Consider the following 22,246-nt stretch of genomic DNA (forward strand, 5'->3'; position numbering starts at 1 on the left):
TCACTCTCCCTGGTGTGCAGCTGTGAAGGCACCTGCCTGCAGCGCGCCGGCAATGTTCGCGGAGAGGTCGAATTCGAGACTTTCCGCAAATGCTGCCGCCGCCGCCGCGCCGAGCGCCTCACCCGAGATCAGATGCGCGATAAACACTGCGCCACCGGGCGGCAGGTGGCGAACGAAGACCTCGAGGCCGGGCCGCGTGACCAGCGCATCTTCAGGATCGACCGCCTCGATCCGCCCGACGGGAGCGTCTCTCCGGTTTGCTGCGATGATGGTGACTGCCGGGAAACGGGAGCGCACGATTCGCGTTGCCGGGTGCGGCTCAAAGACGGTATCGGCCAGTCGTTCGGGCGGGATCGATGCCAGTGTTGCCGAAGCCAACGGCTCCGCGTCGGCAGCATGATAAGCGTCGAGCCAGGCCCGCTCGATCCGTGCGACATCGGCGAGCCACGGCATCGGCTGTGCGTATTCGTAGCGCCCGATGAAATCGGGAAAGTCGCGGCCGTATTCGAATAGGAGTGGCGAGGTGGGCGGAGTCTCGCGGATATGGAAGCGAGCCATGGCGCGAAAGAAGTCCGGGCCAGTGATGCGCAGCGTCGCTGGAAAGTTGGCGGCCAGCGCATCGATCAGGCTGACCGTGACGTTGTTGCGATAGACGGCATATCGCTTGACCGCAACCTTCCCGTTCGGCCCCGAAACGGCGTCGGGCGGGGCACGGTCAGGATCGAGCAGGCCGGCGGTGAATGCCGCGGCATACTCAAACCTGCGGCCGAGATAGCCCGACTGGAGCTCATCCTGCGGCATGGGCTTTTCCGAGCATTTGGCTGGCATGGCGGTCGAGGATCGCCTGGGCGGCGTCGGCCTCCGCCTTGAGTACTGGCCAGTCGGGAATATTGCTGTCCCATTCGATGAGCGTCGGGAGCGGCCCGCAACTGCCGATGATAATATCGAAGAGCTTCCAGACCGCGTCGGCGACCGGGCCGTCATGGCTGTCAATGAGCAGCAGATCGCCCTCGTCATCCTCTTGCTTGGCATGGCCGGCCAGGTGGATTTCGCCGACATGTTCGAGCGGAAAATCCGCGAGGTAGGAAAGGGCTGAATAGCGGTGATTGGTGGCCGAAACGAAAACGTTGTTGACGTCGAGTAGCAGGCCGCAACCGGTACGCTGCACCAGCGCACGGATGAAATCCGTCTCGCTCATCGTTGATTCCAGGAAAAGGACGTAGGTCGAGGGGTTCTCGAGCAGGATCGGGCGGCCGATCGCCCCTTGCACTTCGTCGATGTGATCCGCCACGCGTGAAACCGTTGCCGGTGTGTAGGGCAGGGGAAGCAGGTCGTTGTAGTAGGTGCTGTCGTGGGTCGACCAAGCTAGATGCTCGGAAACGAGCGCCGGCTCATAGCGCTCGACGAGCGCCTTGAAACGACCGAGGTGCACTTTGTCGAGCGGCTGCGGTCCGCCGATCGACATGCACACCCCGTGCAGTGAAACAGGATAGTCGCGGCGGATCTTGGTCAGCGCGTCGTGCGGCGGGCCGCCGGCGCCCATATAGTTTTCGGCATGGACCTCGAAGAAACCGCCGTTTGCCTGGTCGGCGAGGATCGCGGGTAGATGTTCGTGCTTGAAGCTGGTGCCGGCAAGACCGAGGACCGGTAGCGCCGGAAAGCGTGAGGTTTTCGACATGCGGGATGCCAGGTGGGTGGCCAGTCCGTTCATCTTTCCCCCGCTTTCCGGGCAGGTTGCGTTGCTTATGACGGGATGTCGCGGGTCAGTTCCGTGGACGAGCCTTTGCGGCCGTCCGGCAGATCCATCGTCGTGCAGGTGCCGCCGTCGACAAACTTCCAGGCGTTACCCTGATAATCGACAGTCGACGTGCCTTGGCATGTGGTTCCCGCACCTGCCTTGCAGTCGTTCTGTCCCTTCAGGGCGACGCCAAAGCACTTCTCCTTGCCGGCATCCATCGCCGCCTTGGCCTGTGCCTCTGTCAGCGGCGCGGCTGTCGCAAAGGAAGCAAGAGCCGTGGCAACGGCGCTGGCCAGTAAGGCCGCGCTCACGGTTGATCTCGTTGACATGATTTCACCTCCGATTGGGTTGTTGAGCACGCCGTTCCTCAAGCGCGCATTGGTTAGTTCGGCCAGGAGGTTGGCTGCGTTACCTCTGCTTGGGAACACGACTTCGTGATCGCCCTGAAGCTTGGCCCCTGCCAGACCTTGCCGCTCACGCCAAGGAGACCGACGGTGAGGCTGCAAGCCGCTGGAAGTAGCCGCCGATTGAACGATGCAGTGCCACGGAACCACCGCAATCCTGCGAGACTTTCAGGCCGGTTAGGAGCAGGATCATGCTGGACAGGATCGCCGAATTCTTCATCTTCGGTTTCGTGCCGCTGGTGGTCGGCATGCTGGCCGTGCCGGAAATGTCCAATGCCGCCGAAAAGACCCTGAAGGGCGAGGTGATGTATCGCGAGCGCATCGCGCTGCCGCCCAATGCCGTGCTGTCCGTCCAGCTTGCCGACGTGTCGCTGGCCGATGCGCCGGCGGCGATCATCGGCGAGCGCAAGGTGGCGCCGGCCGGCCAGGTGCCGATCAAGTTCGAGATCAGCTTTGATCCCCAGGTGATCCGCCCGAACATGACCTATGCGCTGCAGGCGCGCATCACCATCGACGACAGGCTGATGTTCATCTCCGATACGCGCCATCAAGTCGATCCGCTGAGCGATGCGCCGCAGACGATCATGCTGAAGATGGTGGCGCCGGACGCGGCGGCAGCGCTGCTCGGCCAGAGCTGGCTGGTCGAATATATCGACGGCATTGGCGTGATTGCGGAGCCGCAGGCGACGTTCAGGATCAGCGAGGCCGGCAAGGCTGGCGGCAGCGGCCCTTGCAACGTCTATTTCGCCACCGCGAAGGTCGATGGTTCGACGATCGCCATCAGCGAGATCGGCTCGACCTTCAAGGCTTGCGCGCCTGAAGTCATGGCCGAGGAGAAGGCGCTGTTCGAGGCGCTGGCCAGGGCGGCGTCCTACCATGTCGATGCCGGCAAGCTCACCATCACCGACAAGGACGGCAAGGACATCCTGCGCTTCAACGCCGCGAGCTGACCGTCGGACGATCTTTGCGCTGCCGAGGCAGCACCTCCTCTGAGCGAATGCTGGGGCTGGTGAAAAAAAGGCCGGCGAAACGCCGGCCTTTTGACTGCAACCTGGTCCGTCGGCTCAGCCGACGATCTCGGTGTCCGAGAACCAGTACTTGATCTCCTGCGTGGCGGTCTCCGGCGCGTCCGAGCCGTGCACGGAATTCTCGCCGATCGACAGCGCGTGCACCTTGCGGATGGTGCCTTCGGCGGCGTTGGCCGGGTTGGTGGCGCCCATCACTTCGCGGTTCTTGGCAATCGCGTTTTCGCCTTCCAGCACCTGAACGATAGTCGGCGCCGAGGACATGAACTCCACCAGCTCGCCGAAAAACGGACGCTCCTTGTGCACGGCATAAAAGCCTTCCGCCTCGCGGCGGCTCATCCACACCCGGCGCGAAGCGATGACGCGCAGGCCGGTATCTTCCAGCATCTGGGTGATGGCGCCGGTGAGGTTGCGCCGCGTCGCGTCAGGCTTGATCATGGAGAAGGTGCGTTCGATCGCCATTGGGTCGTCCTTGCTTTTCGAGAATGGGAATTGGAGTGGCGGGCTCTATACAAGCCGCTTCGGTCCTTGCCAAGGGGAGGCGGCTTCTGGCCAAGGCCGGAAGTTTGCAGGATAATTAGACGGCTGCACGGGCCCCGGGCGCCAAGTCCTGGAGCATCGCGGCAGCGGAGCCGAAGGCGATGAACTGGCCTTACCTCAAACGCGGCGACATCACCGGCATCCTCTTTGTGGCCGTTCTTTTCACCGTCATCACCCTGGTCCTGCTGTTCCTGCCCCAGTTGAAGCAGGATTTCGGCTTTGGCCCGGAATGGCAATGCGCGCCTATGGAGGAGGGCGATCCAATCTGCGTCAGGCTGGTCCTAGAGGATGAAGCGAGGTAGCCGGCGCTACCGCCTGATCACCAGCGGTGGCCGCCGCTGCTCCCAGCCCTCGCGCTGCAGCGTCGGTACGTCGTGCTCCTCGCTCGGATAGCCGACGCAGAAATAGCCGATCAGCGTCCATTCCGGCGGCGTGTCGAGGATCTCGGTCATCTCGGCTGGATCGAGGATCGAGACCCAGCCGACGCCGATGCCTTCCGCGCGCGCCGCCAGCCACAGCGTGTGCACCGCCATCACCGCCGAATAGTCGATGGTGGCGGGCATGGTCAGACGTCCGAGACCGTGGCCTTGCCCCGTTGTGCGGTCGGCGAAGACCGCGAACTGGCAGGGCGCCTCGGCAAGCCCGGCGAGCTTCAGGCGCGCGTAGAGCGCGGCGCGCTCGCCCGAAAAGCATGCGAGCGCCTCGGCATTGCAGCGCTCGAAGCAGCGTTTCACGGCGTCGCGTCGCTCCGGGTTTTCGACGACGACAAAGCGCCAGGGCTGGCTGAGCCCGACGGACGGCGCGATGCTGGCAAGCTCCAGAAGCCGCTCCAGCGTGCCTTCGGCAAGCGGCGTCGGCTTGAACCGCCGCACATCCCGGCGCCAGCGCAGCAGCGTCTCCAGCCCGGTGCGAAAGTCGTCGGGAAAATCTGGGCCTGACGTCATCGCGCCGCGTTGCCTTTGCTGTAGCCGCCCGGCCACGCCGGATTTGCTCTTCTGTGCCCCGATCAGGGTGGCGATGAGGCGCGCGAAGCGACGCTCGCGTGTCCGCTTTGTCGCATTTCGGAGTCGGCTACGCCGCCGCGACCGTGCGGCCCAGGCCTTGATGCAGATCGAGACAGCGTTCGAACCATTGCGCCACGACGTCGCTGTCCTCCAGCAGCCGGTAGGGCGAGGCGATGCGTGCCCATTGCAGCGCGCCGAAGACGATGTAGTCGGTAAAGAGCGGTGAAGCTCCCCCGATGAATGGCTGGTATCCGAGCATCGAGCGCAATGGCTCCAGCGAGGCGCGGAAGCCGGCAAGGCCTGCGTCGCGGGCAGCCATCACCTCTTCCAGCCGCTTGCCCAGGCGCTGTTCGCGGCTGGCGCGGAAATAGGCCGCGTTGTCGTTGTCCTGCATGGCATGCAGGTCCATCAGCGCCGCCGTCGTGATGTAGGGATGGATCGTCAGTTGCGACCAGCGCTCGATGAAGCGCGCCATCGCCTTGCCGCCTTCGCCGCCAAACAGTGTTGGGCGGTCCGGATAGGCCTCGTCGAGATAGAGCGCGATGCTGAAGGAATCGGCGACCACCTTATCGCCGTCGCGGATCACCGGCACGGTCTTCGACACGCCGCCTTCGACAGCAGGCACTTCGAGGAAGCGCGTCGGCATGCTGGAACTGGTGAGCCCCTTGTGGGCGAGCGCCATCGCGATCTTCCAGCAATGTGGGCTGAACGGGCGGGCGGTGTCGCGTCCGACGAGCTCATAGAACAGAATGGTCATTGGCGCGAATCTTCCAAGGGTTTAGGTAGGCCGAATTCGATGCAAGCGAGGCCGGAAAGATGAAACAGCATTTCATGATGTTCGCGGCCTACAATCAATGGGCCAATGGACGCATCTACGAGGCCGCCGCCGATCTCGTCGACGAAGAATTCGAAAGGGATGTCGGCGCCTTCTTCGGCTCGATGGCGGGCACGCTCAACCATCTGCTGGCCGTCGACCGTGTCTGGATGAAGCGCTTCACCGGCGAGGGCGATGCGCCTTCGAGGACCGACACGATCCTTCACCGTGCTCTGCCTGTCCTTGGGATGGCGCGCGAGGCGGAAGACAAGAGGATCGTCGACTGGGTCGGTGGCATGAGCGACAAGGCGCTCGCCGGCCGCTTCTCCTACATGACGCTTACCGACATGCGCACCGTCTCGCAGCGGCTGGCGCCGGCGCTGGATCATTTCTTCAACCATCAGACCCATCACCGCGGCCAGGCTCATATGATCCTGACCGTGCTCGGCCGGCCCTCCGTGCCGCTCGACCTGATGCTGTTCCAGCGCAGCGAGGAAGGCCGCGCTTACGCCTGATTTCGGGATCGGGTATGTGGCATATTAGGAACTTCTAAATTTTTAGAATAAAGCATGCTTTGTTTTAGCGCATTAATGAAATATTCAAAGACCAGGATTCGTCGAAACAGAAAGAGCGATGAAACTGGAATGCATCTCCAAGCGTAGCCCCTGATGCATGAGCAATACAATGGATTTTTTCCAGGAAATTGCAGTGCGGAAACTGGAAGGGCAACAAGGGAGAGTGTCATGTCTAGTATCATTCGGAAAATCGCCAGAACATTTCTAAGCGGAACGATTATCGTTATTCTTGCGGCTCCTGCAAGTGCGGCCGAGGTTGGCCTAGGTGGCCTTGGCGGCGTTTCCATCGGCGGCAATTCAGCCAACGGCAATGTGGGCGGCGCCAATGGGGCCAACGCGGATGCCTCCTTCGGCGGCAGCAGCACCAGCGCCAGCGCTTCGCTCGGCGGCTCGGGTGCCGCCAATGCCGACGCCACCATTGGTGGCGGCGGTGCCGCGGCTACGGCGTCCCTGGGCGGGACCAACGGCGTAGGGACCAATGCGTCCCTGGGCACCGGCAATGGGGTCAATGGAGCGCTGGGAACGACGCTCGGCGGCACGAGCGCCAATGTCGGTGTCGGCACCGGGGTTGGAACACCAGGCATTCCTGGCACTCCCGGCACTCCGGCAACTCCCGGCGCGCTCGGCCTGCCGGGCGTGGTCGCCCAGATGTCGACCAGTCAGCTGACGCGGTTGAAGAAGCGTTGCGTCGACGTGCTGAGCAGCGAAGGCACCTATGACCGCGAGCTGCGGCAGCTTTGCCTGCTGATCGCGCGCCGGTAGCTCGCCTGCCACGCGTTGACGACAACCTTCGGCAGTCGGAAGGCCCGCCAGATGGCGGGCCGGCCAATGAATATTAGCGCATCGAACATTAGTGTCTCTGCGGGGAAAAGTTTAACCATGTTCGGATTGCAACTCCGATCTTAGGACTTCATTTGCCTTCCCTCTTCAGGATAATATGACGTAGCGGGAGCAATGGAATGAGGATCGATTTGTCCCCGACAAGCTGGGGCAGGGTTGTCGTGGTGACGGTCGTCGGCACGGCGATCTGCATTGGCGCTGCCTTCTTCGTCGATTCCTTCAATTTCCCCCATCTGTCGCCCGAAGCGCTGTGGCACGCGCAATTGACCGACCTGTTCCTGCCGCTGGTGCTGGCGGGTTCGTTCTTCTTCTTCCTGATGTACAAGATGCGCCAGCTGGCCATCGCCCAGAAGGAACTGAGCATCGTCGCGGCCACCGACAGCCTGACGGCGGTGTTCAACCGCGGCGCCTTCTCGATGCTCGTCGAAGCCTATCTCGATCAGGCCCGCAGCCAGGCGGTCGTCAATGCCGGCGCGTTCCTGATCGTCGACGCCGATCATTTCAAGACCATCAACGATCGTCTCGGCCACGATTGCGGGGATCAGGCGCTGAAGCTGATCGCCAGGACGATCCAGGACCAGCTGCGCGGCGCCGACATTGTCGGCCGCATTGGCGGCGAGGAATTCGCAGTCTTTCTTCCCGGCGCCGACTCGTCTCAGTCCTGGCTGGTCGCCGAGGGCATAAGGCGGCGGATCCGCGAGGTGGAATTCGCCCCTGGCGGGCGGCCTTGCCCGCTTTCGGTAAGCATAGGCGGCATCGCCTTCAGCGGCCCAACCACCTATGCCGACATGTTCCGGGTGGCCGACGAGCACCTCTACAAGGCCAAGTCGAACGGCCGCGACCAGGTCAGCTTCGAAACGACCGGGCTGCGCGGCCCGGCGGTCGGCGACGCCGCGACAGTCCATTGAACAACAATCCTCTGGCAGCGTTCCGGCTGACGCCGGCAGGAAAGCGTCCCGATTCAGGCGGCGTAGCCGCCAAAACCGCGCGCGACCGGCTTGACCGAGACGGCGGGCTGGGCGGCCGGCCAGAGGACACCGGCGGTCACCGCAAAGGTGATCAGCGCATCGCGCGCCGCCTCGGTGGAGATATCGCCGGCACGTGCCGCTTCGCAGGCCTTCACCGCTGCGCCATAGCTCAGGCGGCGCCGCGACGGCGGGAATTCGGTCAGGAATTCGTGCATGTCGAACAGCGACGCAATCATGCGCTTGTGGCCGGCGCCAACGGTGACGGCGACCGGGGTGAAGAACATCCTGTCGTGCATTCTGGCCTCTCGGGTTGGGCGAAAAGGCGGCGGCCGCCGCTCTTCCGGTTGGGGTCGAGCGCCAGAGAACGCGGCTGGCGGCAACAGGTTCCACGGTGAGGGATTTTTTGAGGGCAGTAAGGCAGTAAGGCGCCGATCGATGCGTCAGCGTTCCCCTGGTGCGCGTGCTAGCCGACTGGTGCCCGCCCTTTCCCGGCTACGACCTCTATTGTCCAAGCCGCAGGCAGTCCTGGCCGGCCGTTTCGGTGCTGGTCGAGGCGCTGCTACAGGTGTGAGAAGGGATAGTTCCTGGGCCTATGGAGCGAAAGCGGTCGTCGTCATGTGGCCCGGAGCGAGTGGCGGCCCCTCAAAATGCGCCGACAGCAGCAGGAAAAGGATGGCGATGCCGGCGATAAGGGCGGCAACGACATTGACGAACAGCCTCCCGGCCAGTTGCCCCAATCTCTGCCGCCAACTCATGGCGGATGGTACGAAACGCATCCCTGCCTCCCTTTGGCGGATGGCAATGCAGCTTTCAGGCGTCCGCTACGCGCCGAGGTCACGGCGCGAGCGGTGCCAACCGGTCTCAGTCCCAGCCTCTGTGCAAGCCACAACTCCAGACCCTCTTGATGACCAGGCGGTCGTGATGCCAGCGCTTGTGCACTCTCACGCCGCAGTCGCGGTGATGGCGCCAGTAACGCCGGTCGTCAAAGGGCATTGATCGAGGAGCTGTTTGTCGCGACGGCGGCGGTCGGATCAGTCAGTCTCGTCGGGGGCGTGGAGGACCAGATAGTCGGTGGAAACGGCATTGGGCCCGGTCCCTCGGGTGACGCGAACCGTGGCAACCCTCTGCCCCGGCGTCGCCGAGTCGACCGGCCGGCACTGGCCGATCATGTCGGTGCCTTGCAGCCTGCCGGGCAGGGCTTCGATGCATTCGGCGATGTCCGGATAGACGACGGGCTGTGTTTGTGCCGGACGGCAGAAAACCATGTCCGGGCTGCATGAAAGCAGGATCATTGCCGCCGCCACAGGATCCATCGTCGTGCTCCGCCTGAACGCGGATCAACGCAAGGCGCGGTCTTTGGTTGCCGGCACGGGGACAGACGGCGGCTGGCGGCGGCCTATTTCCACATGCCGCGCATGCGCGCGCCGAGGTCGACGCGCACCTGCGGCTGGCGGCGCGGATCGTCCTTGGCCTGGACGCTCGCCCACGCCGTCTGTTCGAAGGCAGAAAGGATCGAGGCCGGGATGAAGCGCGTGCGCGAGGCATAGACGTGGCGGTCGCCGCGCGCCGCCTGGCCGTGGACGAAGAAGCGCTGCGGCATGACCAGGTGCAGGCTGTCTCTGGCCCGCGTCATCGCCACATAGAGCAGCCGGCGCTCCTCCTCGATATCCTCCTTGGTACCGACGCCGAGATCGGCCGGAATGCAGCCGTCGACGGAATTGAGCACGAAGACGTTCTTCCACTCCTGGCCCTTGGCCGAATGGATGGTCGACAGGATCAGGTAATCCTCGTCGCGATGCGGTGGCCCGGCCTGGTCGCTGGTCGCGTCCGGCGGATCGAGCGTCAGCTCGGTGAGGAAGCGCTCGCGCGATGCGTATCCGGATGCGATCTGCTCGAGCTGCAGAAGGTCGGCCCGCCGCGTCGTCGCGTCCTCGTGGATGCGCTCCAGATGCGGCTCGTACCAGAGCCGGACCTGCTCGAGCTCGGCCGGCCATTTCGCGCCGGCCCGCAAGCCGGAATAGAGCGCGATGAAGGCCGGCCAGTCTTCCGCCGCGCGCTGCGGCGGCCGGTAGCGGGCAAGCCCCATCGCCTCGTCGAGCGACGTCGCCATGGTCTCGACGATCTGCGAGGCGGCCGAGGGGCCGATGCCGGGTAGAAGCTGCAGCACGCGAAACCCGGCGACGCGGTCGCGCGGGTTCTCGGCAAAGCGCAGCATCGCCAGCATGTCCTTGACATGGGCGGCGTCGAGGAATTTCAGCCCGCCGAACTTGACGAAGGGGATGTTGCGGCGCGTCAGCTCGATCTCCAGCGGCCCGCTGTGATGCGAGGCGCGAAACAGCACCGCTTGCGATTTCAGCACCGTGCCGGCCTCGCGTTCGGCCAGGATCGCCTGGCAGACATAATTGGCCTGCTCGGCCTCGTCGCGCACGCTGACCAGTTTCGGTTTCTGCGAGGATTTGCGCTCGGTCCACAGGTTCTTGGTGAAGCGCTCCGATGCTTGAGAGATCACCGCATTGGCGGCGGCGAGGATGGTCTCGGTCGAGCGGTAGTTGCGCTCCAGCGTGACGATCGCGGCTGCTTGAGCGAACTGTCTTGGGAAATCGAGGATGTTGCGCACTTCGGCGGCACGGAAGGAATAGATCGACTGCGCGTCGTCGCCGACCACCGTCAGCCCCGATCCGTCCGGCTTCAGCGCCGTCAGGATCGAGGCCTGCAGGCGGTTGGTGTCCTGGTATTCGTCGACCAGCACATGGTCGAAGCGCGCACTGAGATGCGCCGCGATCTCCGGCTCGGCCGCCATCTGCGCCCAGTAGAGCAGCAGGTCGTCGTAATCGAGAACGTTCTGCGCCTGCTTGGCCTCGACATAGGCGGAAAACAGCGCCTTCAGCTGCTCTGCCCACCCCGCGCACCACGGAAACGCCGAACCCAGCACCTCGCCGAGCGGTGCCTGCGCATTGACGGCGCGCGAATAGATGGCGAGGCAGGTGCCTTTGGTCGGAAAACGGCTTTCCGTCTTGGAGAACCCGAGCTCGTGGCGGGCGAGGTTCATCAGGTCGGCGGCATCCTCGCGGTCGTGGATGGTGAAGGCCGGGTCGAGGCCGATCTCCAGCGCATAGTCGCGCAAGAGCCGCGCACCGATGCCGTGGAAAGTGCCTGCCCAGGTCAGCGCGTCGGTGATGACCGAGGCATCGCGGCCCAGCACCTCGCCGGCGATGCGCTCGACCCGCTTGGCCATCTCGGCGGCGGCGCGGCGTGAAAACGTCATCAGCAGGATGCGGCGCGGGTCGGCGCCTTTGACGATCAGATGCGCGACGCGATGCGCCAGCGTGTTGGTCTTGCCGGATCCGGCCCCCGCGATCACCAGCAGCGGCGCGGCAACCATGCCGTCGCCATGCTCGACCGCCAGCCGCTGCTGGTCGTTCAGCTTCGCGAGATAGGCAGGCTGGAAGGTCGAATCACGGGCAGCGAGGTTCATTGCCCATCAAGCATCGTTTCCGCTTTGTTCGCAACGGGTCGGCCGAGGTCGGTCGCCATAATCAAATGAGCTAGTGCCAGCTTCTCTCCTGCTATGTTATTCTCTAGTTTAAAGGCGAGAAATTCTTGTTATGAGTTGAAAGTTATCGACCTATTTTTGGTTGGCAAAAAGATAATAAGTATATTTCTCGTTATGTGAAAATCATGGGCAATCAAAATGCACGCCAAGTCATGGCGGTGGTGTCGTTAGTTTTGACCTCGGACCCAGGTCTGTCCCAAGACCTGCTGCATGACAGGCAGGTTTCAGAAGAAGCGGTGAGAATGGTCAGCGCCCAGTCGTATTCCGACATCCTGAGTCGAGCTTGCCTCAATGGGTGGCGGTACTCTCGAAGTGCAATCGAAAGTGGCTTTGAACGGCACTTTCAGGAAATGAAACTGGTGATGGTCGGTGAGGGTCACGTGATCAAGATTGACGTGACAGCGGACAAATCTCCGATGGTCCAGCTAGAATTCGATGCCAAACGGCGACTCAGTCTGCCGCGCCAATTTGGCTGTTTTCGACCCTATTGGCTCGACGACTGAAGTTTGAGGTACCGGCCCGCGACTGGTGCTCTACCGCCTCGGCTCCACGCCCATCGCTGCCGACTGGCGCCGCAGCGCACGGCGCTCGTCGCCAGGCATCGGCAACGGATCGAAATCATCCGGCACGTCGGCGATGATCTTTTTGGTGAAGCGATAGGTCGCATAGGCGAACAGGCCAACAATCAGCAGACGGATCATGATCAAATCCTCCTTCGGCGGACCAACCGGGGAGAGAGCATTTTGTTCCGCCCTCCCTGCGGCCCGGCTTGCCGTGCAACCAAACCGGCACCGCATCGTTTGCCCCTGATGAAAGGGGGCGAACGAGAGGAGGTTGTCATGAAGAAGCTTCCGATGCTGCTGGCCCTGGCGGCAGGGCTCGCGCTCGCTGCTTGCGACAACAACATCCCGCCGACCAAGGCGCCCGTGGACCAGAACCCGCAGGCCGACAAGAACCCGGTGCCGAAGTCGACGACGGGTGGCGATCAGCCCGGCACGCCGCCGGCGCAGTAACGATGATGCCTCTCAGGGCAAGGGCGTGTGGCCCGATCAGGACATCGGGCGGGAAATCACGCTGGCCACAGAAGAAGGCCGGCGCTGCTTGGGAGGAAGCTGAAAGCGCCGGCCAAGCGGGAAATCAGGCCCGCCGCACAAGGAAGATAGCTGAGTCTTGCCGTTGCGTCATTGTACGAATGCGTACGGCCGTCGGGCTGTTGCAAACGTGCATCGCGTAAATGGATTACTCGAGGAAACGTCTCGAAATTCAGTGGCTGGCTTGGACTATGCGAGTTGCAAACCTGAACATACGCCAGCAGGCAATCGAATTGATGTATTTGCTTTGATGTTCGTTCGGCGGTTCTGGTGAGCCGCCCTCACTGCTGGCGTTCGCCGCTCATCTCGATGTCGAGCTGGCGCTGCGTCAGCGCTGCCTCGGCCATCACCCATTGCTTGAACAGCACCACCTTGCGTGCCGCCAGCGCCGTGTCGGGGCTGACGAAATACCAGCCGGCGGTGTTGGGATGGTGAACCGCAAACGGCGCCACCAGCCGCTCGGCGCGGATGTCGCTCGCCATATAGGCGCGGTTAGCCACGGCAAAACCCATGCCGGCATTGGCCGCCTCGTAGGACATCATGCAGGAATCGAAATAGATGCTTTTCGTCTCGCCGAGCACGAAGCTGGCGCCGGCAAAGCCCAGCCACGACTGCCAGTTCTGGGTGCAGGTGTCGGAATGCAGCAGCGTGAAATGCTGCAGATCTTCCGGCGTCACCTTGGACAAGGGCTTGTCGCCGAGAATTTCGTGGAACAGCTTGCGGCTGCATACCGGCGTCAAATCTTCCTTGAACAGAAGATCTGCCTTCAGGTCCGGGAAGTGGCCGTCGCCATAGCGGATTTCGAGATCGAAATCGGACGCCGCCAACTCATGCGTGGCATAGGAGGTCGAGACCCGCATCTCGATATCGGGATATTGCTGCTGGAACGACGGCAGGCGCGGAAACAGCCAGCGTGCCGCGAAGGTCGGCAGCACCGAAATCTTCAGCACATGCGCCTGCGACTGCCCGGTCGCCTCCATGCTTGCCGCCACGATCCGCTCCAGCGCTTCGCGCACGCGCGACACATAGGTCTCGCCCTCAGGCGTCAGCGACACGGCATTGCCGCCGCGCTGGAAGATCTTGAAGCGCAGCTGGTCCTCGAGGCTCTTGACGCGCTGGCTGACCGCCGAGGCGGTGATGAACTGCTCTTCGCCGGCGCGCGTGAAATTCCGGTGCCTCGCGGCGCTTTCCACGATTTTCAGCGAATTGAGGTTGACCTGACTGAGCAGACGCACGGTTTCGACCTTAAGCTGGGCTTAGGGTAGCACCAGCATTCCTAATTTTACAGGGGGTGCTAATTTAATTGACTGTCGTTCAAGTGTTGTCCCCAATCCTGGAGAAGTACAATGAACGCACATACCATCCCGGAATTGCGCTATGCGATGAGCCGTGAAGCCATCATCGGCCACGAGACGGCCTGGAAAGTGTCTAGTTTCGGCGTCGCGCAGTATCGTCACGGCTATGACACGGCGCTGCTTGCCGCCATCGAGGTGGCCGCGCTGAAGCTCAAGGCCAGCCACGCCGTGCACAAGCACCTCGACCTCACCTTCATCACCGGCGCCGACCGCTTCATTCCCGAAATCAAGGAATTGCTGCACGACAAGCTGCGCCTGGAGCGGCTTTCCGATATGATGGGCACCAAGCTCGAACCCTATCCGCTGTCGATCGTCGGCTCGACCGTTACCTTCATGAATCCCAGGGATGGCGCCGTCGATTGGCATTGCGACGGCGTTCCGGTCACCGAGCTCATTCCGCTGTCGATCAGCGATCCGCTGGTCGGCGGCCATCTCGAAATCTATTGCGACGATTCAGAGACCGGCCGCGCCATCCTGGAATCCGGCCGCGAGATTCCGCGCAACCGCGTCATGCGCATCGACCACAAGATGAACTACGCCACGCTTGGCCAGTTTCTCGGCGTGCTCCACCGCACAGCACCCATCCAGCTCGGCGAGCGCGTCACGCTGGTGCTCAACCAGCGCTCGGTGTCCAAGCCCTATGTCGACGACAACCGCATGTTCTACCTCGCTGCCGACAACGACCAGGATCGCGAATGGGTCAACGAGTTGGCCGAGGATGTGTGGACCAACCAGCTGCCGGCCTATCGCCGCCACGAGGAGGAGCGCCCCGTGCCACAGCCGGTCGACGCGGCTGTGCCGGGCGGAGCAAGGGAATCATGGTAAGCAGGCCATGGGCGGGAACCGGTTTTTGCTGAGCTGACCTTCGATTTCGGAACCGATCATGGTCAAACAGGAGCATATACTCCCGTCCCGGTCCGCCCTGGGCGGGTCGGGTTCGAGATCCGCGCTGGTCTTTGCCGCCGGCGCGGTCGCGCTGTGGGCGACCAACGCGCTGGTCGGCAAATCCCTGCTCGCAAGCCATTCGGTGTCACAGGTGCAGTTCCTGCAATTTGTTGGCGCCGCCCTGGTCTTTGCCTTGATCCGGGTGATCGGCCGGGATGGCGGCAGGCGACGGATGCCGCAAGATGGCGGGGCGGGGGTGAGTGCTGCTCTGGTGCCGTTCGCCGTCGGCATCATCGGCCTGGTCGGCACCATGGTCTTGCAATATGTCGCCTTCGCCTCGATGCCGGTCATCGAGGCCAATCTCGTCGCCTACACCTGGCCGCTGATGGTCGCGGCGGCGATCATCGTCCTCGACAGGCCGCGCCGTCCGGCGCTGCTCGGCATCACAGCTGCGCTCGGCTTCGTCGGCGTTGCGCTGGTGATTTCGGGCGGTCGCGAACAGTCGTGGTTCCAGGGCAATCTCGCCGGTTATCTCGCCGCCTTCGGGTCGGCGCTGTGCATGGCTTTCTATTCGATCGTCGTCGGCCGCCTTGCCACGTCGCCGGACCGCCTGCTGCTGCCTTCGGCGCTGGTCGGCGTGGGGCTGACATTCCTGTGGTGCGTCCACGACGGTGTCGCCTGGGACACCGGCCCATACCTGCTTGCCGGGCTCTATCTCGGCGCCGGTCCGATGGGCCTCGGCTACTATTTCTGGTCGCGGGCGCTGAAGCTCGACCAGGGCGGCAAGGTCGCGGTCGTCGCCTATCTCACGCCGATCGCCTCGACCCTTCTGCTGACGTTTTCGGGTGAAAGGCTGACGATCACGGCCATCGCCGGCGCCGTCCTCGTCATCGGCAGTTGCATTGCGGTTGGCATCGAAGGCTCGGAGGCCGAAAACCATGCTTGACGAGGATGAACGCCGCGCTAGACAGGAAGCGCACTGGCTGGTCAGGGAGTTCGGCGCCGAAGCGCCGCTCTATGCCGCAATGAAGGCAGAAAAGGCGATTGAGCAGAAAGATTTCGGTCGTTGCGCCCGCTGGAAGCGTATTCTCGAGATTTTGTCCGATTCCGTACACTCAAAGTCGACCGCCTCCAAGTATTAGATTTTCTAATTTGCACCGCCGTAGGCGGTCATGAAAATATCCAGCTGTATCGATTCTGCATGGGTTACTGATTTTTAACGGTCCGTTGGGGAACGGGGTGAAATCGATACATCGAAAGATGTATCCAACAGAGCTGGCGACTTGATCGCCAGCAGAGGAAAAAAAATTGAACAATATCGATGACAGGACAGCAATCGAACTCACTGCCGACATTGTCTCGGCCTATGTCGGCAACAATCCGCTTCCGGCCGCCGGCCTGCCGGACCTGATCGCCAGCGTCAGCGCCTCGGTGCGAAAGCTGGCTGGCGCCAGCGCCGTCAAGGAGAGCGCGGCGCTGACGCCGGCCGTCAATCCGAAGCGGTCGGTATTTCCGGACTACATCGTCTGCCTCGAGGATGGAAAGAAGTTCAAGTCGCTGAAGCGACACCTGAGCACCGACCACGGGCTGACGCCGGACGAATACCGCGCCAAATGGGGCCTTGCGCCCGACTATCCGATGGTCGCGCCCAGCTATTCCGCCACCCGCTCGGCGCTGGCGAAGTCTTCCGGTCTCGGCCGCAAGCCTGCCACGGCCGCGCCGGCCAAGGCGGCGAAGCGCAAGGCCAAGAGCTGATCGCGGACTGCACGATATGTCGCCCAAAGTGCGCAGCAGTTTGGGCGACATGCAAAAAACAAAGACTTGAAGCGCGTCGCGTGAATCCGTTTCAGAGCGACGCGCTTTGACGTGCTCTAACGTTGCCCTATCAGTTTCTGGGTTCCGGCGGCGACTGAGCGCCCTTGCGTTTCGGATCTTGCGCGTTCGCCAGATTGTCGGCTTCGACCGCCGTCATCTCGAGCAAATAGACCAGCATGTGGTAGTGCGTCCGCGAGAGCATCTTCGCCAATTTCCGGGTTATAGCGGCGACATATCTGAGCGCGCGCAGATCGTTCGCTGCCTCGTCCATGGTGGGCTCCTGACCAGGTAAAATTCTTCTTGGCGCCCAAGTCGAATCGAGGCGCAATGACAAGGTCACAGCATCGGCGCAAAAATTGAAATCAATTCTTCGAAAAAATATCGTGGCCGGATCAAAAGTTTTTCTGGTCTTTGCGCATCCAAGGCGCACGCGCCGCGCTAGTATATGTTGAGGATGAACTTCAAGTTGTCTGCTGCATCGATTTTTTGCTCGGCAACGAAGGTCGGCCGATTGAGGTGAAGCAGTCTGGCCGTCAGACGTCGGCAACGAGGCCTATTCGACCAACCCAGCCGCAAGCTCTTGCGAAGCGCCGCCCTCCCGTGCAAAAGCGCGGCCATGCTTGTTATCAACGACCTTTCGCTCCGCATGGCCGGACGCCTGCTTCTCGACCATGCCTCGCTGACCTTGCCGGCGGGCACCAAGGCCGGCCTCGTCGGCCGCAACGGCACCGGCAAGACGACGCTGTTCAAGGCCATCACCGGCGATTTCCCCTCCGAGACCGGTTCGATCAGCCTGCCGAAGAGCACCCGCATCGGCCAGGTGGCGCAGGAAGCGCCGGGCACGGAGGAACCGCTGATCGAGATCGTGCTCAAGGCCGATGTCGAGCGCCAGGCACTGCTCGAAGAGGAGAAGACGGCGACCGATCCGCACCGCATCGCCGACATCCACATGCGGTTGGCCGATATCGACGCGCATTCAGCCGAATCTCGCGCGGCCACCATCCTGGCCGGCCTCGGCTTCGACGATGCCGCGCAGCGCCGCCCGGCCTCGTCCTTCTCCGGCGGCTGGCGCATGCGCGTGGCGCTCGCAGCCGTGCTGTTTTCCGAGCCCGATCTGTTGCTGCTCGACGAGCCAACCAACTACCTCGACCTTGAAGGCACGCTGTGGCTGGAGAACTACGTCTCCAAATATCCGCACACCGTGCTTTTGATTTCCCACGACCGCGACCTGCTCAACCGCGCCGTCAACTCGATTGTCCATCTCGACCAGAAGAAGCTGACCTTCTGGCGCGGCGGCTACGACCAGTTCGAGCGCCAATACACCGAGCAGCGCGAATTGCAGGAGAAGGGCCGCGTCAAGCAGGAAGCTGCGCGCAAGCACATGGAGTCCTTCGTCGAGCGCTTTCGTGCCAAGGCTTCCAAGGCCAGGCAGGCGCAGTCGCGCATCAAGGCGCTGGAGAAGATGAAGCCGATCGCGGCAATCGTGAACGACACGGTGCGGCCGTTCTCCTTCCCCGAGCCGGTCAAGACTGTGGCTTCGCCGATCATCGCGCTGAACGGCGTCAATGTCGGCTACACCGAGGGCCAGCCGATCCTGAAGAAGATGACGCTGCGCATCGACGCCGACGACCGCATCGCGCTGCTCGGCGCCAACGGCAACGGCAAGTCGACCTTCGCCAAGCTTTTGTCCGGCCGCCTGAAGCAGGAGACCGGCAGCATGACGGTGGCGCCTGGGCTGAAAGTGGCGATCTTCGCCCAGCACCAGCTCGACGATCTCAGGCCGGAGGAGAACGCCTATGAGCATGTCCGCCGGCTGATGCCGGAGGCGCCGGAATCGAAGGTGCGCGGCCGCGTTGCTCAGTTCGGTCTCACCACCGAAAAGATGAACACCGCCGCTAAGGACCTGTCGGGCGGCGAAAAGGCGCGGCTCCTGATGGGCCTGTCGGCCTTCGAGGGGCCGAACCTGTTCATCCTCGACGAGCCGACCAACCACCTCGACATCGACAGCCGCGAATCGCTGATCCATGCGCTGAACGAGTTTCCCGGCGCCGTCATCCTGATCTCGCACGACCGGCATCTTTTGGAAGCGACGGCCGACCGGCTGTGGCTGGTCAAGGACGGCGCGGTCAACCCGTATGACGGCGACCTCGAGGACTACAAGACTTTGGTCACCGGCGTGTCGGGCGACCGCCGCGAGCGGCGCGAAGCAGACAAGGCATCCAAGGCCGACCGCCGCCGCGAGGCGGCCCAGCGCCGCGCCGCCTTTGAGCCGCTGGCCAAGGAAATCCGCGCCACCGAAGCGCTGATGGACCGCATCCGCAAGCGCATGGACCTGATCGAGGACGAACTCGCCAATCCGGCGATCTACGAGAAGGATCCCTCGACCGCGACCAGGTTCGCCAAGGAACGCTCCCAGCTCGCCCAGACACTGGCCGGTCACGAGGAAAAATGGCTGACCATGTCGGCGGAGTATGAGGAAGGCACCGCGGAGTAGGGGAGAGCAATTCTTCCCTTCTCCCACAGGGGAGATAGAGAGGCGCTGCTGGCCCTACACGCCGCCCTCGCAACCCGCTAGACAGCCCCCATGAACCAGCACGCCAAGCTCCGCATCGGCCATTCGGCCTGTCCGCATGATTGTCCGTCGACCTGCGCGCTCGAGGTCGAACTGCTCGACGAAAAGCGCATCGGCCGCGTCCATGGGGCCAAGGCCAACAGCTACACATCAGGCGTGATCTGCGCCAAGGTTGCGCGCTATGCCGACCGCGTCCACCATCCCGACCGCCTGCTGAAGCCGCTGGTGCGCGCCGGCGGCAAGGGCGAGGGCGCCTGGAAGGAATCCAGCTGGGAAGCCGCGCTCGATCTCGTCGCGGAGAAGTTCATCGCGGCTGAGGAAAAGTACGGCTCGCAGACGGTCTGGCCCTATTACTATGCCGGCACGATGGGGCTGGTGCAGCGCGACGGCATCGACCGGCTGCGCCATGCCAAGAGATACTCGGGCTTCTTCGGCTCGATCTGCACCAATCTCGCCTGGACCGGCTGGATGATGGGGGCAGGCGCCTTGCGTGGTCCAGACCCGCGCGAGATGGCGAAGTCGGACTGCGTTGTGATCTGGGGCACCAATGCCGTGGTCACCCAGGTCAACGTCATGACCCACGCCATCAAGGCGCGCAAGGAACGCGGGGCGAAGATCGTCGTCATCGACGTCTACGAGAACGCGACGATGAAGCAGGCCGATCTTGGCCTGGTGCTGAAGCCCGGCACCGATGGCGCGCTGGCCTGCGCGGTCATGCATGTGCTGTTCCGGGATGGCATGGCCGACCGCGCCTATCTGGAAAAATACACCGACGATCCGCGTGGGCTGGAAGAGCATCTAAAGGAGCGCACGCCGGAATGGGCGGCTTCGATCACCGGTCTGACCGTGGCCGAGATCGAGGTCTTCGCCCGTCTCGTCGGCACGACCAGGAAGACTTACTTTCGCCTCGGCTACGGCTTTGCGCGCCAGCGCAACGGCGCGGTCAATATGCATGCCGCTTCCTGCATCGCCGCCGTCACCGGCTGCTGGCAGTATGAGGGCGGCGGCGCCTTCCATTCCAATTCCGGCATCTTCAAGCTGAACCAGGATGTGCTCGAAGGCACCGCGATGCGCGACCCCAACGTCCGCCATCTCGACCATTCGCGCGTCGGCCCCGTGCTGACCGGAGCGGCAGACGCGCTCTATGGCGGTCCGCCGGTGACGGCGCTGCTGATCCAGAACACAAATCCGGTGAATGTCGCGCCCGAGCAGCGGCTGGTGAAGCAAGGCTTCCTGCGCGGGGATCTCTTCACTTGCGTGCACGAACAGTTCATGACCGATACGGCAAAACTTGCCGATGTCGTGCTGCCGGCAACGATGTTTCTGGAGCATGACGACGTCTACAAGGGCGGCGGCAACCAGCACATCACGCTCGGCCCGAAGCTGATCGATCCGCCGGAAGGGCCTCGCACCAACCACTTCGTCATCGAGGAACTTGGCAAACGCCTCGGCGTCGCCGACCGGCCGGGCTTCGGCCTCACAGAAAGGCAGCATATCGACATCATTCTCGGCAAGCGTGGTCTGGGCAGCTTCGACAGCCTGAAGGCGCAAAAGTGGGTCGACCTGCAGCCGGACTTCGAGGCCGCGCATTTCATCAATGGTTTTGGCCATCCGGATGGAAAATTCCGCTTCCACGCCGACTGGACCGGGCAGGCCGCTCCCAACCGGCCGCCGAAGAGCATGGGCCTGTTTGGGCCGGTGGAACGGCTGCCGGAATTCCCTGATCATGTCGACCTGATCGAGGTGACGGATGAAGCGCATCCGTTCCGGCTGACGACATCGCCGGCGCGCAACTTCCTCAACTCGACCTTCGCCGAGACGCCGGTGTCGAAGGCCAAGGAGGGCAGGCCGGAACTGCTGCTGCACCCTGATGACGCGGCCGCTCTCGGACTAGCTGATGGCGACCGCGTCGAGGTCGGCAACCAGCGTGGCGAGTTGGTGCTGCACGCCAAACTCTTCGACGGCATCAAGCGTGGCGTTGTGATCGCAGAAGGCATCTGGCCGAACAGCGCGCATGAGCGCGGCGAGGGCATCAATGTGTTGACCGGCGCCGATGCTCCGGCGCCCTATGGCGGTGCGGCGCTGCACGACAACAAGGTCTGGCTACGCAAGGCGGAAGAGCTGGGCGCCTAGCGGTGGCTTCCAGATTTGGCATCTGGCCCAAGTGCCTGCCGTCGCGGCTGCCAGCTCCCGCGTCTATAGAGGCTTCCCTCGGCTGAGACGAGGGAGGATGCCATGACCGGGATTTCGCTTCTGGGAATACCGCATGACGAGAATTCGTCCTATCTGCGCGGTGCGGCGGCAGCGCCGGCACTGATCAGACGCGAATTGCACAGCGACGCCCACAGCTCGTGGAGCGAAACGGGCTTCGATTTGACGGATTGCTTCGTCGACCATGGCGACATCGACTTCGCAGGCGCCGGCGACCCGTGGGAGCAAATCGAAAGCGAGGTCGGCCGCGCGCTGGATGCCGGCAATCCCCTGATCAGCCTCGGCGGCGACCATGCCATCGCCTGGCCAATTCTTCGCGCCGTGCGTCGCCACCACCCCAGCCTGACGATCGTCCAGATCGACGCCCACCCTGACATCTATCCTGCCTATCAGGACAATTTGCGCTCGCACACCTCGTCCTTCGCCCGCATCATGGAGGAGCGGTTGGCCGACCGGCTGATCCAGATCGGCCTGCGCACCCTCAATGACGACCTTCGCGACCAGGTCAGGCGGTTCGGCGTCGAGGTGGTCGAGGCGCGCCATTTCAACGAGGGCTTGCGGCTCGACCTCAAAACGCCCGTCTACCTCTCGGTGGACCTCGACGGCCTCGATCCGGCCTTTGCGCCCGGCGTCTCGCACCGCGAGCCCGGCGGGCTGTCGACCCGGCAGGTGATCAGCCTCATCCAGGGCATCGACCAACGAATCGTCGCCGCCGATGTCGTCGAATACAATTCAAACCAGGATGTCTCCAACCTGACGGCGCTGGTCGCCGCCAAGCTGGTGAAGGAGATCGCCGGCATGATGCTGAAGACCAACAGCGCGACTGCGGGCTGAATCAATTTGGCAAGGCGGCGTG

General features: G+C 63.1%; 27 protein-coding genes and 1 pseudogene. 15 read left to right on the forward strand and 13 right to left on the reverse strand.

Features of this window, described 5'->3' with window-relative positions; genetic code table 11:
- Genes ACSQ3Z_RS36325 through ACSQ3Z_RS36335 form a run of 3 tightly spaced genes read right to left on the reverse strand, consistent with a single transcriptional unit; the run spans nt 1 to nt 2,067 of the window.
- Complete coding sequence (locus ACSQ3Z_RS36325) at nt 1-801, reverse strand: HvfC/BufC N-terminal domain-containing protein (RefSeq protein WP_436175873.1); 801 nt, start codon at nt 799-801, stop codon at nt 1-3.
- Nucleotides 788-1,711 carry an MNIO family bufferin maturase gene (bufB, locus tag ACSQ3Z_RS36330; RefSeq protein ID WP_436175874.1) on the reverse strand — a complete coding sequence of 308 codons (924 nt, stop codon included), beginning with the start codon at nt 1,709-1,711 and terminating at the stop codon, nt 788-790. The genes ACSQ3Z_RS36325 and bufB overlap by 14 nt, the downstream gene beginning before the upstream one ends.
- Before the next feature lie 32 nt (nt 1,712-1,743).
- Entirely contained in the window at nt 1,744-2,067 is a 324-nt protein-coding gene (locus ACSQ3Z_RS36335; RefSeq protein WP_436175875.1) for a BufA1 family periplasmic bufferin-type metallophore, read from the reverse strand.
- A gap of 266 nt (nt 2,068-2,333) precedes the next feature.
- Between ACSQ3Z_RS36335 and ACSQ3Z_RS36340 the strand changes: the two genes are divergently transcribed.
- Nucleotides 2,334-3,092, forward strand: a complete 759-nt coding sequence (locus ACSQ3Z_RS36340) for a YbaY family lipoprotein (RefSeq protein WP_436175876.1) — start codon at nt 2,334-2,336, stop codon at nt 3,090-3,092.
- 114 nt (nt 3,093-3,206) lie between these two features.
- On the opposite strand, the gene ndk is transcribed toward ACSQ3Z_RS36340, so the two are convergent.
- On the reverse strand, nt 3,207-3,629 hold the full coding sequence (ndk, locus tag ACSQ3Z_RS36345; protein WP_436175877.1) for a nucleoside-diphosphate kinase: 423 nt from the start codon (nt 3,627-3,629) through the stop codon (nt 3,207-3,209).
- A 179-nt stretch (nt 3,630-3,808) separates the two neighbouring features.
- Here ndk and ACSQ3Z_RS36350 point away from each other — a divergent pair, with 179 nt between their 5' ends.
- Complete coding sequence (locus tag ACSQ3Z_RS36350) at nt 3,809-4,009, forward strand: hypothetical protein (protein WP_436175878.1); 201 nt, start codon at nt 3,809-3,811, stop codon at nt 4,007-4,009.
- A 6-nt stretch (nt 4,010-4,015) separates the two neighbouring features.
- Here the strand turns inward: ACSQ3Z_RS36350 and bluB are convergent, their stop codons facing one another.
- Both bluB and ACSQ3Z_RS36360 read right to left on the reverse strand, forming a co-directional pair.
- Nucleotides 4,016-4,651 (reverse strand): 5,6-dimethylbenzimidazole synthase, encoded by a 636-nt coding sequence (bluB, locus tag ACSQ3Z_RS36355; protein WP_436175879.1) that lies wholly within the window; start codon nt 4,649-4,651, stop codon nt 4,016-4,018.
- A gap of 127 nt (nt 4,652-4,778) precedes the next feature.
- The gene (locus ACSQ3Z_RS36360; RefSeq protein ID WP_436175880.1) at nt 4,779-5,468 is read right to left on the reverse strand and encodes a glutathione S-transferase family protein; all 690 of its coding nucleotides are present in this window, start codon (nt 5,466-5,468) and stop codon (nt 4,779-4,781) included.
- Between the two features lie 59 nt (nt 5,469-5,527).
- Between ACSQ3Z_RS36360 and ACSQ3Z_RS36365 the strand changes: the two genes are divergently transcribed.
- The 3 genes from ACSQ3Z_RS36365 to ACSQ3Z_RS36375 all read left to right on the forward strand — a co-directional run bounded on the left by ACSQ3Z_RS36365 (nt 5,528) and on the right by ACSQ3Z_RS36375 (nt 7,848).
- On the forward strand, nt 5,528-6,040 hold the full coding sequence (locus ACSQ3Z_RS36365; RefSeq protein WP_436175881.1) for a DinB family protein: 513 nt from the start codon (nt 5,528-5,530) through the stop codon (nt 6,038-6,040).
- Nucleotides 6,041-6,268: 228 nt separating this feature from the next.
- On the forward strand, nt 6,269-6,862 hold the full coding sequence (locus ACSQ3Z_RS36370) for a hypothetical protein (RefSeq protein WP_436175882.1): 594 nt from the start codon (nt 6,269-6,271) through the stop codon (nt 6,860-6,862).
- Between the two features lie 197 nt (nt 6,863-7,059).
- On the forward strand, nt 7,060-7,848 hold the full coding sequence (locus ACSQ3Z_RS36375; RefSeq protein WP_436175883.1) for a GGDEF domain-containing protein: 789 nt from the start codon (nt 7,060-7,062) through the stop codon (nt 7,846-7,848).
- A 53-nt stretch (nt 7,849-7,901) separates the two neighbouring features.
- Here ACSQ3Z_RS36375 and ACSQ3Z_RS36380 read toward each other — a convergent pair whose 3' ends face one another.
- Nucleotides 7,902-8,204 carry a DUF982 domain-containing protein gene (locus ACSQ3Z_RS36380; RefSeq protein WP_006201573.1) on the reverse strand — a complete coding sequence of 101 codons (303 nt, stop codon included), beginning with the start codon at nt 8,202-8,204 and terminating at the stop codon, nt 7,902-7,904.
- A 155-nt stretch (nt 8,205-8,359) separates the two neighbouring features.
- On the opposite strand from ACSQ3Z_RS36380, the pseudogene ACSQ3Z_RS36385 reads away from it, so the two are divergent.
- Nucleotides 8,360-8,479 (forward strand): annotated as a pseudogene (locus ACSQ3Z_RS36385) (LysR family transcriptional regulator); the annotation flags it as partial.
- A 19-nt stretch (nt 8,480-8,498) separates the two neighbouring features.
- On the opposite strand, the gene ACSQ3Z_RS36390 reads toward ACSQ3Z_RS36385, so the two are convergent.
- The 3 genes from ACSQ3Z_RS36390 to ACSQ3Z_RS36400 form a co-directional block, all read right to left on the reverse strand.
- The gene (locus tag ACSQ3Z_RS36390) at nt 8,499-8,684 is read right to left on the reverse strand and encodes a hypothetical protein (RefSeq protein ID WP_436175884.1); all 186 of its coding nucleotides are present in this window, start codon (nt 8,682-8,684) and stop codon (nt 8,499-8,501) included.
- 255 nt (nt 8,685-8,939) lie between these two features.
- Nucleotides 8,940-9,221 carry a hypothetical protein gene (locus ACSQ3Z_RS36395; protein ID WP_436175885.1) on the reverse strand — a complete coding sequence of 94 codons (282 nt, stop codon included), beginning with the start codon at nt 9,219-9,221 and terminating at the stop codon, nt 8,940-8,942.
- A gap of 83 nt (nt 9,222-9,304) precedes the next feature.
- Entirely contained in the window at nt 9,305-11,383 is a 2,079-nt protein-coding gene (locus tag ACSQ3Z_RS36400) for an ATP-dependent helicase (protein WP_436175886.1), read from the reverse strand.
- A 203-nt stretch (nt 11,384-11,586) separates the two neighbouring features.
- On the opposite strand from ACSQ3Z_RS36400, the gene ACSQ3Z_RS36405 reads away from it, so the two are divergent.
- Nucleotides 11,587-11,964 (forward strand): hypothetical protein, encoded by a 378-nt coding sequence (locus ACSQ3Z_RS36405; RefSeq protein ID WP_436175887.1) that lies wholly within the window; start codon nt 11,587-11,589, stop codon nt 11,962-11,964.
- A gap of 30 nt (nt 11,965-11,994) precedes the next feature.
- On the opposite strand, the gene ACSQ3Z_RS36410 is transcribed toward ACSQ3Z_RS36405, so the two are convergent.
- Complete coding sequence (locus ACSQ3Z_RS36410) at nt 11,995-12,162, reverse strand: hypothetical protein (protein ID WP_436175888.1); 168 nt, start codon at nt 12,160-12,162, stop codon at nt 11,995-11,997.
- A gap of 138 nt (nt 12,163-12,300) precedes the next feature.
- On the opposite strand from ACSQ3Z_RS36410, the gene ACSQ3Z_RS36415 reads away from it, so the two are divergent.
- Complete coding sequence (locus ACSQ3Z_RS36415) at nt 12,301-12,474, forward strand: hypothetical protein (RefSeq protein ID WP_436175889.1); 174 nt, start codon at nt 12,301-12,303, stop codon at nt 12,472-12,474.
- A 359-nt stretch (nt 12,475-12,833) separates the two neighbouring features.
- Here ACSQ3Z_RS36415 and ACSQ3Z_RS36420 read toward each other — a convergent pair whose 3' ends face one another.
- Nucleotides 12,834-13,787 carry a LysR substrate-binding domain-containing protein gene (locus ACSQ3Z_RS36420; protein WP_436175890.1) on the reverse strand — a complete coding sequence of 318 codons (954 nt, stop codon included), beginning with the start codon at nt 13,785-13,787 and terminating at the stop codon, nt 12,834-12,836.
- A 111-nt stretch (nt 13,788-13,898) separates the two neighbouring features.
- On the opposite strand from ACSQ3Z_RS36420, the gene ACSQ3Z_RS36425 reads away from it, so the two are divergent.
- The 4 genes from ACSQ3Z_RS36425 to ACSQ3Z_RS36440 all read left to right on the forward strand — a co-directional run bounded on the left by ACSQ3Z_RS36425 (nt 13,899) and on the right by ACSQ3Z_RS36440 (nt 16,547).
- On the forward strand, nt 13,899-14,732 hold the full coding sequence (locus tag ACSQ3Z_RS36425) for a hypothetical protein (RefSeq protein WP_436175891.1): 834 nt from the start codon (nt 13,899-13,901) through the stop codon (nt 14,730-14,732).
- Nucleotides 14,733-14,790: 58 nt separating this feature from the next.
- Entirely contained in the window at nt 14,791-15,738 is a 948-nt protein-coding gene (locus ACSQ3Z_RS36430) for a DMT family transporter (protein ID WP_436175892.1), read from the forward strand.
- Entirely contained in the window at nt 15,731-15,934 is a 204-nt protein-coding gene (locus ACSQ3Z_RS36435) for a hypothetical protein (RefSeq protein ID WP_006201563.1), read from the forward strand. Before ACSQ3Z_RS36430 ends, ACSQ3Z_RS36435 begins: the two co-directional genes overlap by 8 nt.
- Before the next feature lie 166 nt (nt 15,935-16,100).
- Nucleotides 16,101-16,547 (forward strand): MucR family transcriptional regulator, encoded by a 447-nt coding sequence (locus tag ACSQ3Z_RS36440; RefSeq protein ID WP_436175893.1) that lies wholly within the window; start codon nt 16,101-16,103, stop codon nt 16,545-16,547.
- Between the two features lie 130 nt (nt 16,548-16,677).
- Here ACSQ3Z_RS36440 and ACSQ3Z_RS36445 read toward each other — a convergent pair whose 3' ends face one another.
- Nucleotides 16,678-16,878 carry a hypothetical protein gene (locus ACSQ3Z_RS36445; protein ID WP_436175894.1) on the reverse strand — a complete coding sequence of 67 codons (201 nt, stop codon included), beginning with the start codon at nt 16,876-16,878 and terminating at the stop codon, nt 16,678-16,680.
- 345 nt (nt 16,879-17,223) lie between these two features.
- Between ACSQ3Z_RS36445 and abc-f the strand changes: the two genes are divergently transcribed.
- The 3 genes from abc-f to ACSQ3Z_RS36460 all read left to right on the forward strand — a co-directional run bounded on the left by abc-f (nt 17,224) and on the right by ACSQ3Z_RS36460 (nt 22,224).
- Entirely contained in the window at nt 17,224-19,101 is a 1,878-nt protein-coding gene (gene abc-f / locus ACSQ3Z_RS36450; RefSeq protein ID WP_436175895.1) for a ribosomal protection-like ABC-F family protein, read from the forward strand.
- Nucleotides 19,102-19,191: 90 nt separating this feature from the next.
- Nucleotides 19,192-21,312: a molybdopterin-containing oxidoreductase family protein gene (locus ACSQ3Z_RS36455; RefSeq protein WP_436175896.1), complete on the forward strand. Its 2,121-nt coding sequence runs from the start codon at nt 19,192-19,194 to the stop codon at nt 21,310-21,312.
- A 102-nt stretch (nt 21,313-21,414) separates the two neighbouring features.
- A complete protein-coding gene (locus tag ACSQ3Z_RS36460) occupies nt 21,415-22,224 on the forward strand; it encodes an agmatinase family protein (RefSeq protein ID WP_436175897.1) in 810 nt (269 codons plus the stop codon).
- The last annotated feature ends 22 nt before the right edge of the window (nt 22,225-22,246 follow it).

The sequence above is a fragment of the Mesorhizobium sp. LjNodule214 genome (assembly GCF_964252735.1).
GTDB lineage: Bacteria > Pseudomonadota > Alphaproteobacteria > Rhizobiales > Rhizobiaceae > Mesorhizobium.

Bases quoted from the DNA above. Each gene is read 5' to 3' on its own strand.
- ACSQ3Z_RS36325 (WP_436175873.1), bottom strand. From the start codon at position 801: ATGCCGCAGGATGAGCTCCAGTCGGGCTATCTCGGCCGCAGGTTTGAG.
- bufB (WP_436175874.1), bottom strand. From the start codon at position 1,711: ATGAACGGACTGGCCACCCACCTGGCATCCCGCATGTCGAAAACCTCA.
- ACSQ3Z_RS36335 (WP_436175875.1), bottom strand. From the start codon at position 2,067: ATGTCAACGAGATCAACCGTGAGCGCGGCCTTACTGGCCAGCGCCGTT.
- ACSQ3Z_RS36340 (WP_436175876.1), top strand. From the start codon at position 2,334: ATGCTGGACAGGATCGCCGAATTCTTCATCTTCGGTTTCGTGCCGCTG.
- ndk (WP_436175877.1), bottom strand. From the start codon at position 3,629: ATGGCGATCGAACGCACCTTCTCCATGATCAAGCCTGACGCGACGCGG.
- ACSQ3Z_RS36350 (WP_436175878.1), top strand. From the start codon at position 3,809: ATGAACTGGCCTTACCTCAAACGCGGCGACATCACCGGCATCCTCTTT.
- bluB (WP_436175879.1), bottom strand. From the start codon at position 4,651: ATGACGTCAGGCCCAGATTTTCCCGACGACTTTCGCACCGGGCTGGAG.
- ACSQ3Z_RS36360 (WP_436175880.1), bottom strand. From the start codon at position 5,468: ATGACCATTCTGTTCTATGAGCTCGTCGGACGCGACACCGCCCGCCCG.
- ACSQ3Z_RS36365 (WP_436175881.1), top strand. From the start codon at position 5,528: ATGAAACAGCATTTCATGATGTTCGCGGCCTACAATCAATGGGCCAAT.
- ACSQ3Z_RS36370 (WP_436175882.1), top strand. From the start codon at position 6,269: ATGTCTAGTATCATTCGGAAAATCGCCAGAACATTTCTAAGCGGAACG.
- ACSQ3Z_RS36375 (WP_436175883.1), top strand. From the start codon at position 7,060: ATGAGGATCGATTTGTCCCCGACAAGCTGGGGCAGGGTTGTCGTGGTG.
- ACSQ3Z_RS36380 (WP_006201573.1), bottom strand. From the start codon at position 8,204: ATGCACGACAGGATGTTCTTCACCCCGGTCGCCGTCACCGTTGGCGCC.
- ACSQ3Z_RS36390 (WP_436175884.1), bottom strand. From the start codon at position 8,684: ATGCGTTTCGTACCATCCGCCATGAGTTGGCGGCAGAGATTGGGGCAA.
- ACSQ3Z_RS36395 (WP_436175885.1), bottom strand. From the start codon at position 9,221: ATGGATCCTGTGGCGGCGGCAATGATCCTGCTTTCATGCAGCCCGGAC.
- ACSQ3Z_RS36400 (WP_436175886.1), bottom strand. From the start codon at position 11,383: ATGAACCTCGCTGCCCGTGATTCGACCTTCCAGCCTGCCTATCTCGCG.
- ACSQ3Z_RS36405 (WP_436175887.1), top strand. From the start codon at position 11,587: ATGGGCAATCAAAATGCACGCCAAGTCATGGCGGTGGTGTCGTTAGTT.
- ACSQ3Z_RS36410 (WP_436175888.1), bottom strand. From the start codon at position 12,162: ATGATCCGTCTGCTGATTGTTGGCCTGTTCGCCTATGCGACCTATCGC.
- ACSQ3Z_RS36415 (WP_436175889.1), top strand. From the start codon at position 12,301: ATGAAGAAGCTTCCGATGCTGCTGGCCCTGGCGGCAGGGCTCGCGCTC.
- ACSQ3Z_RS36425 (WP_436175891.1), top strand. From the start codon at position 13,899: ATGAACGCACATACCATCCCGGAATTGCGCTATGCGATGAGCCGTGAA.
- ACSQ3Z_RS36430 (WP_436175892.1), top strand. From the start codon at position 14,791: ATGGTCAAACAGGAGCATATACTCCCGTCCCGGTCCGCCCTGGGCGGG.
- ACSQ3Z_RS36435 (WP_006201563.1), top strand. From the start codon at position 15,731: ATGCTTGACGAGGATGAACGCCGCGCTAGACAGGAAGCGCACTGGCTG.
- ACSQ3Z_RS36445 (WP_436175894.1), bottom strand. From the start codon at position 16,878: ATGGACGAGGCAGCGAACGATCTGCGCGCGCTCAGATATGTCGCCGCT.
- abc-f (WP_436175895.1), top strand. From the start codon at position 17,224: ATGCTTGTTATCAACGACCTTTCGCTCCGCATGGCCGGACGCCTGCTT.
- ACSQ3Z_RS36455 (WP_436175896.1), top strand. From the start codon at position 19,192: ATGAACCAGCACGCCAAGCTCCGCATCGGCCATTCGGCCTGTCCGCAT.
- ACSQ3Z_RS36460 (WP_436175897.1), top strand. From the start codon at position 21,415: ATGACCGGGATTTCGCTTCTGGGAATACCGCATGACGAGAATTCGTCC.